The following is a 14,013-nucleotide window of genomic DNA, read 5'->3' on the forward strand; positions in this document are numbered from 1 at the left end:
CCTTTTTATAATTTAACTATTCGATTGATATAAGGGATTTTCATTAATATCATACTTATTAGAAAACTAATCACTAATGTGAAAACAGGAAAAAATAAGTGTGCACCTTCTATGTTAAACCCTATCAACTTTTGCCATATTTGCATAACATAGGTATGTATAATAAATACCCCCATCGTTTGGACTGATAACAAGTAGATCATTCTATGTTTAGAAGCATCAATGGTTAGCGTCAATAAGGTAAGAAATAGTCCTAAACTAATTACTTTTACCAAAAGATTGTCATAAAAATATTCAACAAAAAGATTATGATAAGTAGTTTTTGCTATGAAAAATAATACTATCGGTGAAATCAATAACAAAAGTATGCTAACTATTTTCATCCATCCCTTAAAGATTGATTTTAAATTATCTATATTGAATTGTGCTACAAAACCACCTAAAATGTAGTAAAAGAACCAAGTCCATAATCTAAACGTCTGTATAACATAAATTTGCACTGGCATTTGAAGCAAAAAATTTATCAATTCAAAAATCAAACCAATAATTGTTAATACAGATAGAAAGTATAAATAACTTCTTTTTGAATGTAAATACTTCTTCAATATCGGCAAGCATAAATAAATAAGTACTAGTGAGCCGAAAAACCAAAATTGGAAGAAATAACCCTTTTGTATCAAAGAAGCCAAAATTTTTTTAATTGGATTAATTGTGAAGTCTCTTTTAAGAAACCAAATGATAACGGTCCATGAAGACACTGTTATTAGAACCCATTTTATTTTATGTAGTATATAGGGATATGTTATCTTGCTCTTACCCAATAATAAATAACCATTTACCATAAAAAACAAGGGAATTGAATAAGTACCTAGATAATATAAATAAGATGAGTAATTCCATCGCCCTGTTTCCTTAAACCCTGGCATCATAGTATGAAGCAAAACAACTCCTATACAAGCAATTACTTTTATCAAGTCTAAGTTTATATTCCGTGTTTTCTTCATTCCTAATTTTTTCCTATTATTTCTTTTAATTCTTTAACATCTACCACTTTCAAAACTAGAATAGCAAGAAGGTAAATGAGGCCACCAAGCACTGCATACACAAGAACATTTAAAGTAGGTGGAAAATGCAAGAATGGTTTTGCACTTAGCAACAAGCCATACATCATAGCAGATGCGCATACAATTTTTGCCATAGACTCAAGAATCGGTACTTCCTTGAGGTAAGGAAGGCTGAAGTACAATTGAATGAACCATACCAAAGCCTCTGTTAGAACTGATACAATTGAGGCCCCAACAAAGCCAAATGGAGGAATTAACAAGAGATTAAGTCCAACACTGACAACAGCCGGAATAGTCGTAGAGAGCATAAACTCACGATGTTTATTGTGTGGAATCAAAATCTGGATTCCCATAATATTTGTCCAACCAATAAAGAACATCCTAAAGACCATGATGGCAATGGCAATATTAGCTGCTTGGAAGTCCTTTCCTAGGAAAAAACTAACAAAGTCTTTATTGACAACCAAGAGACCAGCAATAATTGGGAAAATGACGAGATTATAAATCAAGAAAGAGAATTCATGCATCTTGTTAACAGCCCTATAGTCTCCACTAGACAAAAGACCAGATACCCTTGGAAGCATTACACTTCCCAATGAAGTCACCAACGTCAACAAAATATTAATTATTTTCAAAGCCTGATCATAAATCCCTACATCATTTGTCGATGACAAGGCACCCAACATTGTACGATCCAAAGTCACGTATAGTGAAATGGCAACCTGAGGGAGAAACAGCAAAATAACAGGTTTAAGATGTTTCTTAGCATAGGATAAATCAAATTGTGGTTCTCCAATGTAAGGTCTCGCTGGTAACCACATACTTAATTGCCCAAGCAATTCAAAGAAGGTCAATAGGAAAACATAGAGATACAAATCACCAGGTGTTTTCACAAATAGGAAGATAGAAATAACTCCTAAAACCTTTACCGTTGTATTCCTAGCGGTAATACGACGAAAATCCTCCAAACCTTGGAATAACCAAGAAATATCCATTCCTTTCGATATCAAGCTTAATCCTAAGATATAAGCCACCATATTTTGCATACCAGGAAAGAACAAACATAATGATGTATACAAGACAAGAGACAAAATAGTCGCAATCAATTGGAGGGTATAAATACCCCAGAAATTTTTACGAATATCCTTTCGATGTCCTGAAATCTCTTTAGTACCATAGTTAGCAACACCTAAAGTCGCCAAAAGAATAAAGTAGGTCACAATCGAATTAAAGTAACCATAAGTACCTAAATCCTTAGAACTAAAAATCCTAGTAACATAAGGTGTCGTAATGATTGGTAAAACAATGACCAGTAATTGATAGGAAAGATTGTAGGCGTAATTTTTTAAAACTTTCATATGTATATGACTCTGTTTAGACTTTCTTGATGATATACCTCTGTTTCAATTACAAAAAATCTTTATCAGTCTTCATCACAAAGAGTCGACTAATCAATAAGATAAGAGGTGAGTAACGAAGAACAAGCATTTGCGGATCAAACATGCCATGAATAATCATAACACCTAAGCAAGCAAGGACAATATCTTTTCGATTAGTCACAAAATAATTCATGACACGTGTTAAAGCAAATAACATAAATGCACTAACAGCCAATCCATCAATTACGAGTAACTGCACAAACGAGCTATCAATAAAGTTATAGTTGCTTGAAAAATTACCGAAGATGTCCATGGTTGTAAATGAAATTGGTCGACCTAATAAGGAAACTCCGAAGTTTCGGAATCCTTGAACACTAAGTCTTAGACGATTATGTGTAAATTGGTCAACAAGATGGAATAAATCACCAGTTGAATAGAAACAGAAATAGAGGATTATAGCCAATGCTATAATAAAACCATATTTGGCAAGATTTGCTGTTATAACATTTCTATCTATAAAATCAAATTTAAAGACCTTAAGACTAATTAAAGCATAAGTCAAAATCAAGAGACTTAGATAAAGTGGACTTGAGGTTGAGGTCTGTTGGTACATATAAAACGTAGCAAATAGTAGAGCTAACAACTCTATATAAGTAACCTTCTTCCCTCTAAACATAAGATAGCTACATAGGGCAAAAAACATACGTTGAGAAGCAAAGGAAACATAGTTAAATCCCAAACTATAACGATAACCATTGTCAGCACTCATCAACATGTTAGAAATAAAGCCCATCTTACTAGCTAAAATAGTTACAAATAGCACTAAAAAGGTAGCAAAAGAAAAGGTCCCTAATAACTTCTTGAACTCTATATCCCTAGCTGAAAAAACCAACAGCAAAACATTAATATCAGAAAGACCATCTCGATTTTTTGACACAATTAACATGGTCAAGGTAAATAATAGGAAAATTATTAATTCCTTCAAGTGGTATCTGAAATAATTTATGGTATCAGGAAGATTAATGAGTTCCTTTATCGTAATCATACCTATTGTAAAATATAGCAAGATACGATAGAGTGACAAAAAACCATCCACCCTTACAAAATAAGTTGTAGTTACCAGAGATGCAAATAATACCCAAATAAAAAGAGTAAATAAATAGATTTTCTCTGAGATAAAGCGACTGCTATTCACAAGTACTTTCCATACCTTTCAATTATTCTTATAAATGTTGTAATACCATCTGTATCTTTTTAAGATAAATCAAAACAACATACATTCGACATTTCAGCAACAGTTTTATGAGTGGATTTAATGCAGAAGAATCATTCTTTATAAAATCCTCCATATCTTGTCTCTCACATGTATCTTTAACGAGCTTAACTTTTCTATTTACAGATAAATTCTGTTTCGTTATATTGTAGATGTTACTCATCAGTATTCTTGCTTTTACAGTATTATCAAAATCAAAACTATCCAAATTCCAGTCAGAAAGTAGATTATCAACCATCTTCAACTCTTGAAGCTGATACTGAAGACGTTTGGGGTTATAGCCCGACATGGCGGAACCTTTTCTACCAATGACATAAACGTAGTAAGAATCTTGAGAAAGATAAATCTTGTTGACTTTATGATAAACATCAAGATTAAAGCGGACATCTTCACCTAACTCATACTGCTCAAAAGAAAGGTTATTTTCAAGAAGAAATTCTCTGCGATATATCTTATTCCAAACTGTGTAAAGCATATCCGATAAGAATAGTTCTTTAAATATCTTGATAAAACCATCCTTGTCGTAACTCCCTTTAAACGGAAGTGACTTTTCAGTACGGCTCTTCTCAGTTAAATCTTCCTCAAAAGAATTATAATAACTAAAAACAACCAAATCCAAATCTGAGACTAGCTTATCTGCAAAATCAGCAAAGAGATTACCAACAAGATAATCGTCACTATCAACGAAGTAGATAAACTCTCCCCTGGCTTTGGACAAGCCAAAATTTCGTGCCGAACCAACACCGTGGTTTTCAATATGATAGACTGAGATATTTGAGTATTCACTAGCATAAGTATCGCAAATACTGCCACTACTATCAGTAGATCCATTGTCTATCACTATAATTTCCAAGTCATCATAATTTTGAGAAATAATACTTTTCAAACAACGGTCAATGTATTTCTCAACATTATAAACTGGAATAATAACAGAGTATTTCAATTTAGACTCCTAAAATAACATCAAAAAACGTTTTGTATACTGAAGGCTAGTTTTAACAATTTTAGTCTAAACAGTACATATTTCAACTTATTTGGTTGGTCTTTCATTTGAGAAAGAGAAACACTATTCTTAAGCAATTCTTGTTTCACTTCATTCGTAATTTCTATATATTGTTTATCTAATTTAGATTTATACAAACTTGCTAATATATGAACCAATCCGTTTACATAATAAAGTTGCGAAATTTGTAATTCTTCTTTATTTAATTGTGAACGAACAAAGTCAGAATAGAAAACTTCTTTGTAGAATCCAAACATATCACTAAATTTCTTCTCGTTCCATGACTGAGTAATAGAATCGGGATTATCAATTAAATAGTGATAATACTTTTGATTGGTAGCAAAGACATTTTTGGCTGAAAGAAAAAGCTTGTAATTGGTTCCCAAATCTTCATAATATTTTCCTTTTGGAAAAGAAATATTATTATCAATAAATAGAGACTTTTTATATATTTTGTCGTTGGCAAAACCTGTGATATAACTATGCTTGAGCATTTGGACAAAAGCATCTTTACCTTCAAACACTTGAGTTACTAATGGATCTGAAACTATAGGATCTTCTTCACCCTTCACAAACTCACGGTTAAAAGAAACGATATCAAACTCTTGGGATTCCAACACCTCTGCTAATTCTTTAAAAGTTTGTGGTTCAAGCCAGTCATCAGAATCAGGGAAATAAACATAGTCACCCTTTGCATGTAAAATCCCTGTATTGCGAGCTTCAGAAAGCCCTCCATTTTCTTTATGAATTACTGAGATAAAGTCATAAACTTTAGCATAATCATCACAGATTTGAGGAGAACTATCAGTACTTCCGTCATCTACAAGTAAAATATCATAATTATGCCACTCTTGGACAAGAACGCTCTCTACACAACGTTTTAAATACTTTTCGACATTATAAACTGGAATGACAACAGTTAAAAGTGGTTTCATGGATTCTTCACCTAAATTTTTATTTTATGTTAAATCTTCACCACCCTTATTCAACCAGGTAACAGCATTAAAATAGCGGTGGTAAGTTTTTAAATCAATCCCAACATGTCCTTGCTTCTCAGCTGATTTAAAGTGGACCAATGAAGGTAGATCACTGTAATTCTTCGAAGAGAAAATCACCTTACTCTTGTATGGAAGTTCTTCAAACTCTTTCATCAGCTCGTAAGTACAGGCATCATTATCATTGAACTTGAAATACAAATTATCCCAATGTATTCTTTCTAAACGACGATTCCATTTTTGAGTTGCTTCTTCTTCATCAGCGTAATGCAGGAAATGAAGTTCAATATCATCAAGAAGTGCTAGAGGATAGGCATTATCAAAGTCTTTGATGTATTTCGATTCCTTAACAAATGTCAAAGAGATACTACCACTCAAATAGTGTTTTAAATTCTTAAGCATCTTGATGTAATCAGGAGAAAAGACAAACATCCCTACAAATGGTGTTTGATAAGGTAAGCCCAATTCCTGATAGACTTTTCCAGCCCAACAATTATCACAAATGATCGTAAAATTTTTATTCTTAAGTCTTCGTCTAGGAATAAAATTAATAATTGGATAAACGATTGGTTATAATTTATTTTTTAGTGTTTCACTGTTCATATTAGTACTTCTTAGAACTTCTTTTTATTTCTTATATAGCTCTGAGAAATTACGAATATAACTTTGTAATGAGAAGAGTTCTTTTTGGCGTTTAACAGAGGCCTTGCCAAATTGCTCTCTCTTCTCAGTGTTATCAGCCAATTCTTGGATGGCCTTAGACAATTCTGCAGGCTGATTTGGTGTGGCAAGAAGACCGTTTTCACCCTCCTTAACCATTTCACAGACACCACCATGACGGTAGCCGACTACAGGTTTGCCACAAGCCATTGATTCGAGAACTACGGTTGGTAGGGGATCTGGATTGGTACTTGGCAAGACAAAGATATCAAACATATTATAGAGCTCAGTTGTCTTACTATAATAATTGATACGCTTGATTTGTCCAGCTACTGGTGAGTCTGATATTGCCTTTTCCAGCTCATCAACACGCCACTCTTCACCTTCAAAAGCACTCCCTGCCAGAAAGGCTACTGCTTTTGGATTAGCCTTTAAGATTGGAGTCACTGCTTCCAAGAAATCGCCTTGACCTTTCCAAGCATTCACTCGACCAACCATTCCGATAACCAAGGCATCCTGTGCGATACCAAACTGGTCACGAACTGCGCTGGCATCCATTTCATGATAGACGGCATTGTCAACACCATTATAGATGACCTGAACTTGGTCATTTTTTACAAAGCGAGACTGCTTCACGTGGTTGGCCACAGCATTTGAAACTGTCACAATCGTATCAGCATAACGCCCCATCAAAAAGTTGATGAAATCAGAGATTGCTTTTGGTTTGACGATAATCTCGTGAACATGCCAAATCAAAGGAAGTTTCAACTTACGTTTGAGATAAATTCCCTCAAGTACCGCAGTCGTATTATTGTGAATAAGAGTAATGCCATTTTCCTTTGCATATTTAGCAATTTGCTTTGAATAACGATTATAAGAGCCAAAATACTCAAGAATTCCCTTAGGATTAAAATACTTCCGGCGCAAGATTGGATAATCGATAACTTTTACCTTAGCACCAACCTTTTCCAATGCACCCACTAAGACGCCATCGTTGGGCAAAATGACATGAGCCTCAAAGGCTTCTTTATCCAATCCTTTAATAAGCTCCAACAAAACCTTATCAGCACCATACATTTCGGCACCAGCGTGAAGATATAAAATTTTCTGCATTTCTATCCTTTAAATACTTTCTCGTAGTCTGTAACAATTTTTTCCCAAGTAAAGGCTTCTTCGATACGTTTACTTGATTTTTGATTGAGGTCTGCGATAGCTTGTTCATCCAATTGTTCAGCTTGATTAATGACACTTGCCAATTGGTCTTTTTTCCAATAGAGAGCACCATCTTCACCGACTTCACGGTTAAAGCCAACATCCAACAAGAGATTGAGCTTAGTTGACTCAAGTGCCTCAAGAAGTGATGGATTGGTTCCACCTACCTCATGACCATGGAAATAAGCAAAGGCATTCTCACGAATGTACTTGAGCAATTCTTGGTCATAAACAGTTCCGACAAACTTCACACGAGGATCCTTGTCAAAACCAGTTTCCTGGCGCAACTTGTCGTAAAATTTGTTTTCTTCAACATTGGTAATGAGAACAAAATCCTTATCGGAGCTAGACGCCATAAAACCACGAATCATAGCCTCATAGTTATTTTCAGGCACAAAACGTCCTACAACAAGATAATAATTGTTTTCAATAACACCCTTTTCGAAGTACCATGTGCGTACCTTATCATCAACCTTAGTCAATCGAGATTTAGTTGTATCAGTTCCATAGGCAATATAGGTTGTTTGAGGACGATACTTCGCATAATCATTTTGAATATAAGATTCAATGTTTTTACTATCACAAATCAAGAGATCTGCATGTTTAACCATGAGTTGCTCTGAAATTTTCCAATACTTACGAACCGGAAGACTCCACTTTGCACGAAGCCATTCATGACCATCCGGGTTAACCATAAGGGTACCACCGATAGCCTTGATTTTCTTTTTAATACCTGAGATAAATGGACCAATTCGGCAGGCCAAAACATAGAAGATTGGTGCTTGATCATTATTTTCCTTAGCAATCTCAATGGCCTTATTAAGAGCTGCGATGTCATAAGCGATGGCACGTGCGGGCCCGATATTTGGGACGTCAATATTGTAGCATTTAGCACCGTTATGTTCGAAAGTATCTGCTGTAATTCCTGATTTAGCAGAATTTTCACGCATACAAGCTACATAATATTGGATATCTTTGTCTTGTTGGAACTCTGTCAACTTCTCAACAAAGGTCTCAAATCCACCATATTTTGCTGGAATTCCCTTAGAACCAACGATATAAACTGTTTTTGTCATTTAATCACCATTAAAAGAAATGGAGAAAGCCATCACTTTGCTCCATCCTTCATTACTACTACTTTAATTGTTTTCAATAATATTTTGATATCGCGCCAGATTGTCCATCCGTCCATATAAGCAACGTCTAGTTTTACAACTTCATCAAAATCAGTAATTTCACTTCGACCACTTACTTGCCAAAGACCAGTAATACCTGGTTTAAAGCTGAGGCGACGTTTTTGTTCCGGTGTATAAGATTCGTACTCATCCAATGTTGGTGGACGTGTTCCTACCAAGCTCATATCACCTTTTAGAACATTCCAAAATTGTGGAAGTTCATCAAGACTCGTTTTACGAATGAAATGTCCAATTTTGGTAATACGTGGATCATTGTCCATCTTAAACATACCACCAGACATTTGATTCTGTGCCATCAAATTCTTCTTGATTTCTTCCGCATCAACACGCATAGAACGGAATTTATAAAACTTGAAGATACGTCCATTTTCTCCCACACGATCTTGAGCAAAAATAGCTGGCCCTCCATCTTTACGAATAAGAGGATAAAGGAAGATTCCAACAATACCACAGAGCACCAAACCAACTAGAGCTCCACAGATATCGAGGAAGCGTTTCGCCAAGATATCTCCATAGCTATAAAAATGCGTAGAAAACGTAACAACTTTGAAAGGACCCAATTGTTGGATACGTTTTTCTCCCTGACTCATAAATTCAAGGGCATTCAAATTAATGGATACTGGGATTCCCATAAGTTCAAATGGTGACGCATAATCCCAAATCTTGTACTGCTCACTTGGCAGATTAATCAAAACTTGGTCTACTACTGAGTGTGTCGCATATTCAATCAAATTTTCAGGTTTAACACTCTTGATAAATGGATCAGTGAAATAAGGATTATCCAAGACACAAACTGCTGTAATCCTACCATCCATATTGTCTTTCATACGAGACAAAACATTTTCAAGACGTGCCTGATCAGAAATCAAGAGAATATTCTTGTTACTTTTACGACGTGTATAAATAGATGAGCGGAAATACTTAAGAACTGTATTTGTAATGTATAAGAGAACACCTGAAATTAGGGTGACATAAAGAAGTCCGCGACGTGAGATTGAAAAACTTCCATCTGCAAAAAACGAGAGGAATGTTGCAATTAGAGCAAATATGAAACAATATTTGACAGTTGCAATGAGTTCATCCAAGTAGCCTCTATACTTAAGATTTTCATAATAACTACTGATATAGTAAGACACTACATGTACGACACCTAAAAGGACAATGCTTCCTTGGGTAATCTCTGTAAATGGTATTTTACTAGCTACCATGGCCGCGAAAACAACCACAACCAACTGTATAATACCAATTTCAATGCGACGAATTTCTTGTTTTTCTTTCACTCTAAACCCCTTTTTAATCTGTTAAGGTATAAGGAGCCGCATCATCCCCATTAATGCTATCCTTTTCTACGACGATGTGCTCTTGAATGACCTTCTTTTTGGTCTGATTTTTTCCCGTACTCACCATATGATCCGTAAGAACCATATGATCCATATTTATCAACTGTCATGTCAACTTTATTAAGGACGACACCTAAGAACTGAGAACCACTTTGTTCCAATTGTTCAACAGCCTTAGTTACGAAGCGACGTTTGATTTTCCCAGCTGCTGTAACCAAAAGACTAGCGTCAGCCTGATGGGCAATAATAACAGCATCAATGACCAAACCAATTGGTGGCGTATCAATTATGACATAATCATAACGACTACGAGCAACTTCCATCAAATGTCTAAAATTGTCATTTTGCAAAAGACTTGTTGGATTAGGTGGTACAGGACCAGATGCAATGACATCCAAACCTGAAATATCAGTTTGACAAATCGTTTCATTTAAATCAGCATTTCCAGAAAGGAAATTTGAAAGGCCTTTATAAGGCTCATTTGATTTAAATGTACCTGACAAAACAGAGTTACGAGTATCTGCATCAATGAGAAGTGTTCGGAGCCCGACACTAGCAAATGAAATCGCCAAGTTAACAGATGTCGTTGATTTTCCTTCACCAGCTTCAACAGAGCTAACCGCAATCACTTTCATCTGAGCACCAGAAAATTGAATATTTGTGCGAATGGCATTGTAATACTCTTCTGTTTGTTTGGCAAAGTTTTCTTTAGATTTTACTAACTTTAATAGAGGCATTTCTTCTCCTTAAATTTTATCTGTATCAGGGACAATTCCAAGAAGTGTCATTCCAAGGGCATCTTCCACATCTTCTGGACGGCGAATACGATCATCTAGGATTTCACGTACCAATACACCAACCACTGCAAGGAATCCTCCAAGCACTGCTCCAAGAAGCACATTACGTTTGATATTTGGTGAAGATGGTGACTCTGGCAATTTAGCTTCTTCAAGCGTTGTAACATCTTCAACTTTTGTCACGTTCTTGATTTTTTCTGAAGCAACTTCACGAACCTTATTGGCAAGTGTTTGCGCATCTTGACCAGTTTTAGCATTAACAGAAATTGAAATAAGACGAGTATCAGTAGGAATATTAACTGAAATCATTTTAGCAAGTTCTGCTTCTGTCATATTCAATTTTTCATCTTTGATAACTTCTGACAAGACATCGTTTGATGTAATAATTTCTTTGTAGTCTTTTGTCAAAAATGTACCGGCCTGCAAGTCTTGAGCAGAAAGGTTTTTGCCATCATTAGCTTGATTAACCACATAAATACGTGTAGACGATGTATATGTTGGCTGAATGAGGAAGTAAGTTCCTAAGAAGGCAAAGACAGCGACATAAAAGGCTGTAAATAAAATAAATACTTTTTTAGTCCAAAGTTTTTGCAATAGTGCAAGTACATCGATTTCAACACGCTTCGTGTTTTCCTGAGTCATAGTTTCTCCTATATATATTGATTTTCAAGTAGTGTTTGTGGATTTTCGATAAAAAGGTTACGAGCACGTCTCGTTCCGTAAGTCTTTTCGATAATAGCGTAAGCATCTTTCATAAATGGTGGTCTTGGACCAAGATTATGCATGTCACTAGCAACCATATGAACCAAATTTTTCTCCAAGAAATAACGAACACGTTTTTTTCTTACTTTATCTTTATCTCCAAAGAGCTTTGGTTTTAGAACATGAGAGCTATTAACTTGAGTATAGCACCCCATGTTGATGATTTCTCGAACACGGTCAGCATTTTCTTCGAGGGCATCATAGCGCTCAATATGAGCAACAATAGGCGTTACCCCCGCTCGCAAAACATTACTAAGCCCACTATGAATTTCTTTCCAAGATGTGCGAGCACTAAACTCAATCAAAGCAAATTGAGTGTTGTGCATACGCGGAATAAGATTCTTTTCAAGTTTCTCCACAATGTCTGAGGTGTAATAAAGTTCACCACCATAATAAATAGTTAAGTCTGGATAAAGTGCTTCTGCTTCTGCTTTTACCTTAGAAAAGTTGGCAAAAATTTTATCCTCTGGAGTCTCAAACATCCCCTTACGACGGTGAGATGTTGAAACAATCTTACGTACCCCTTGGGCATAGCTTTCACTAATAAGGTCTAAACTTTCTTCTAAAGTTTTAGGACCATCATCAACATCAAAAACAATATGTGAGTGAACGTCAATCACTTATTTTTCCTCCATCAGATTTTTGATAGCTTGAGAGGCACTTGCCACACTCGAATCATCTAGTTTCATCATGTAAAGACTAGAATTTGGCATAGCATAAGAGGTCAATTGACCAGTAGAACCAGTACCAGTTACTGCTTGAGACGTTACTTTAAATTTAGAGCCTGAATCAAGTTGTGTATTAGCCAAAGCATTAATGGTATCCAAAGACATATTTGTCTGAACAGAGTCTTGGAGATTATTAACGATTGAAGTAAAGTTTGATACAGATTTTAGAGAAGCCAACTTGTTTACAATCGCAGAAATAACTTTCTCCTGATTTTTACCACGGTCATTATCTCCGCCATCTAAACTATAGCGTTCACGAACAAATCCAAGTGCTTGCTCTGAATTCATTTGGATATCTCCAACTGGAAAATCAAACTTCCCATGAAGACTTGTGAAAGCTTGATCATTATGGACTGTCACACCACCAAGTTGGTCAATCAACTTAAGGAAAGATGTGAAATTAATTCGTGCATAGTAATCAATATTAATGCCATAAAGGTTTTCCAGAGTTTTTTCAGATGTTTCGACACCATAAATACCTGCGTGGGTTAATTTATCATACTGGTCTGCCCCACCATCAGGAATCTTAACGTACGCATCACGTGGAGTGGTCGTCAAGAGAATCTTATGTGTGTTCATGTTAACGGTCATAATGATATTGACATCTGAACGTGACACTGTTGAAATCGAACCGTAGGTATCAATACCACTAATATAAATATTGAAGACTTTTGAATCTACTTGTTTTGCAGAGTTGCTATTCTTCTTTTTAATTTTATAAGTATAAATTGTTTTTAGATTTGAAGCATAATTACTATCGACAGACTCTAATAGGCTAGCATAAGAGCCACTCAAGACCATAGCTTTAGATTTGCCAGACTTAAGATTATCATAAGCTTCTTGATATGAGGCAACATCATCAACTTTAACATCAACTTTTTTATCTTTTTTGAGAGCTGACATCAAGGTCTCGATATTGTTCTTATCAACCTTAGTAGGTGCCTGTACGCTAGTAAGCTGGCTCACATCTTTGATGTCACTTTCCTTAGGAACCACGATGCTCATTTCTACTTCAGAAAATGCTGCCGTCTGATTCATACGGTTAGTGATGTCAATCATTTGTTTAAAACCAAAAATACCAACCAGAGAAACTAGCGAGAAGATAACCAGTTCAACCGTTGTCACTAGTGGTGATTTCTTAGTCTTCTGAAGGAAGATGCTAATAGCAAGAACTACCAACAAACCAATGGTGATAATGATGTTCAAAAACCTAAAGGATAGGAAATTATAATTGAACATGGTGAATAATAAGACCAATGCTAAAATAGCATACAGAATGGTCAACCCAACGTTGACCATCCCCCACGATCTATTACTCGTACGTTTTTGCTTACGATTCGTACGCGAACTCATATAAATTGCTCCTATAAATTAAAATTAGACATTTCCCATTATCATTATAACATTACTATAACTTCATTTCAATTGTCATTCTTTTTAAAAAAGAAGAAACCGTTTTTCATTATGATATCAAGCATTTAATTTCTATCATTTTTCATTGTTTTGTAAGTTCTTTTTCACATTTTTAGCGGTTGTTTTTTAAATTGTCGGATATTTACTTATTCCTTAAAAGCATCCTTCTTCCGAATATTTTTATTTTTTTA

The 14,013-nt window shown here is 35.2% G+C and carries 13 protein-coding genes; all 13 read right to left on the bottom strand.

Going from position 1 to position 14,013, the window contains the following annotated elements:
- Positions 1-5 precede the first annotated feature (5 nt).
- Genes PCY16_RS08245 through PCY16_RS08305 form a run of 13 tightly spaced genes read right to left on the bottom strand, consistent with a single transcriptional unit; the run spans position 6 to position 13,762 of the window.
- On the bottom strand, positions 6-1,004 hold the full coding sequence (locus tag PCY16_RS08245; protein ID WP_183137184.1) for an acyltransferase: 999 nt from the start codon (positions 1,002-1,004) through the stop codon (positions 6-8).
- Between the two features lie 2 nt (positions 1,005-1,006).
- Complete coding sequence (locus PCY16_RS08250) at positions 1,007-2,422, bottom strand: flippase (RefSeq protein WP_301354522.1); 1,416 nt, start codon at positions 2,420-2,422, stop codon at positions 1,007-1,009.
- Positions 2,423-2,471: 49 nt separating this feature from the next.
- Entirely contained in the window at positions 2,472-3,638 is a 1,167-nt protein-coding gene (locus PCY16_RS08255; protein ID WP_183137182.1) for a polymerase, read from the bottom strand.
- 28 nt (positions 3,639-3,666) lie between these two features.
- The gene (locus tag PCY16_RS08260) at positions 3,667-4,659 is read right to left on the bottom strand and encodes a glycosyltransferase (RefSeq protein WP_183137181.1); all 993 of its coding nucleotides are present in this window, start codon (positions 4,657-4,659) and stop codon (positions 3,667-3,669) included.
- Between the two features lie 20 nt (positions 4,660-4,679).
- Positions 4,680-5,654: a glycosyltransferase gene (locus PCY16_RS08265; RefSeq protein WP_183137180.1), complete on the bottom strand. Its 975-nt coding sequence runs from the start codon at positions 5,652-5,654 to the stop codon at positions 4,680-4,682.
- Positions 5,655-5,678: 24 nt separating this feature from the next.
- Positions 5,679-6,281 carry a DUF1919 domain-containing protein gene (locus tag PCY16_RS08270; protein ID WP_324250392.1) on the bottom strand — a complete coding sequence of 201 codons (603 nt, stop codon included), beginning with the start codon at positions 6,279-6,281 and terminating at the stop codon, positions 5,679-5,681.
- A 60-nt stretch (positions 6,282-6,341) separates the two neighbouring features.
- On the bottom strand, positions 6,342-7,487 hold the full coding sequence (locus tag PCY16_RS08275) for a glycosyltransferase family 4 protein (protein WP_070577189.1): 1,146 nt from the start codon (positions 7,485-7,487) through the stop codon (positions 6,342-6,344).
- Between the two features lie 2 nt (positions 7,488-7,489).
- A complete protein-coding gene (gene cps2T, locus PCY16_RS08280; RefSeq protein WP_070577188.1) occupies positions 7,490-8,662 on the bottom strand; it encodes a beta 1-4 rhamnosyltransferase Cps2T in 1,173 nt (390 codons plus the stop codon).
- 32 nt (positions 8,663-8,694) lie between these two features.
- Entirely contained in the window at positions 8,695-10,062 is a 1,368-nt protein-coding gene (locus PCY16_RS08285) for a sugar transferase (protein ID WP_195414104.1), read from the bottom strand.
- Positions 10,063-10,118: 56 nt separating this feature from the next.
- Positions 10,119-10,859, bottom strand: a complete 741-nt coding sequence (locus PCY16_RS08290) for a tyrosine-protein kinase (RefSeq protein ID WP_002890888.1) — start codon at positions 10,857-10,859, stop codon at positions 10,119-10,121.
- Between the two features lie 9 nt (positions 10,860-10,868).
- Positions 10,869-11,561 carry a capsular polysaccharide biosynthesis protein gene (locus PCY16_RS08295; RefSeq protein WP_048790943.1) on the bottom strand — a complete coding sequence of 231 codons (693 nt, stop codon included), beginning with the start codon at positions 11,559-11,561 and terminating at the stop codon, positions 10,869-10,871.
- 8 nt (positions 11,562-11,569) lie between these two features.
- Complete coding sequence (gene cps4B / locus PCY16_RS08300; protein WP_070577186.1) at positions 11,570-12,301, bottom strand: capsular polysaccharide biosynthesis protein Cps4B; 732 nt, start codon at positions 12,299-12,301, stop codon at positions 11,570-11,572.
- Positions 12,302-13,762 (bottom strand): LCP family protein, encoded by a 1,461-nt coding sequence (locus tag PCY16_RS08305; protein WP_195414103.1) that lies wholly within the window; start codon positions 13,760-13,762, stop codon positions 12,302-12,304. It lies immediately after the preceding gene.
- Between the last annotated feature and the right edge of the window lie 251 nt (positions 13,763-14,013).

The sequence above is a fragment of the Streptococcus sp. SS4 genome (genome assembly GCF_030440125.1).
In the GTDB taxonomy this organism is placed as follows: Bacteria; Bacillota; Bacilli; order Lactobacillales; family Streptococcaceae; genus Streptococcus.

Coding starts and splice junctions, on each gene's coding strand:
- PCY16_RS08245 (WP_183137184.1), bottom strand. CDS start 1,004: ATGAAGAAAACACGGAATATAAACTTAGACTTGATAAAAGTAATTGCT.
- PCY16_RS08250 (WP_301354522.1), bottom strand. CDS start 2,422: ATGAAAGTTTTAAAAAATTACGCCTACAATCTTTCCTATCAATTACTG.
- PCY16_RS08265 (WP_183137180.1), bottom strand. CDS start 5,654: ATGAAACCACTTTTAACTGTTGTCATTCCAGTTTATAATGTCGAAAAG.
- PCY16_RS08275 (WP_070577189.1), bottom strand. CDS start 7,487: ATGCAGAAAATTTTATATCTTCACGCTGGTGCCGAAATGTATGGTGCT.
- cps2T (WP_070577188.1), bottom strand. CDS start 8,662: ATGACAAAAACAGTTTATATCGTTGGTTCTAAGGGAATTCCAGCAAAA.
- PCY16_RS08290 (WP_002890888.1), bottom strand. CDS start 10,859: ATGCCTCTATTAAAGTTAGTAAAATCTAAAGAAAACTTTGCCAAACAA.
- PCY16_RS08295 (WP_048790943.1), bottom strand. CDS start 11,561: ATGACTCAGGAAAACACGAAGCGTGTTGAAATCGATGTACTTGCACTA.
- PCY16_RS08305 (WP_195414103.1), bottom strand. CDS start 13,762: ATGAGTTCGCGTACGAATCGTAAGCAAAAACGTACGAGTAATAGATCG.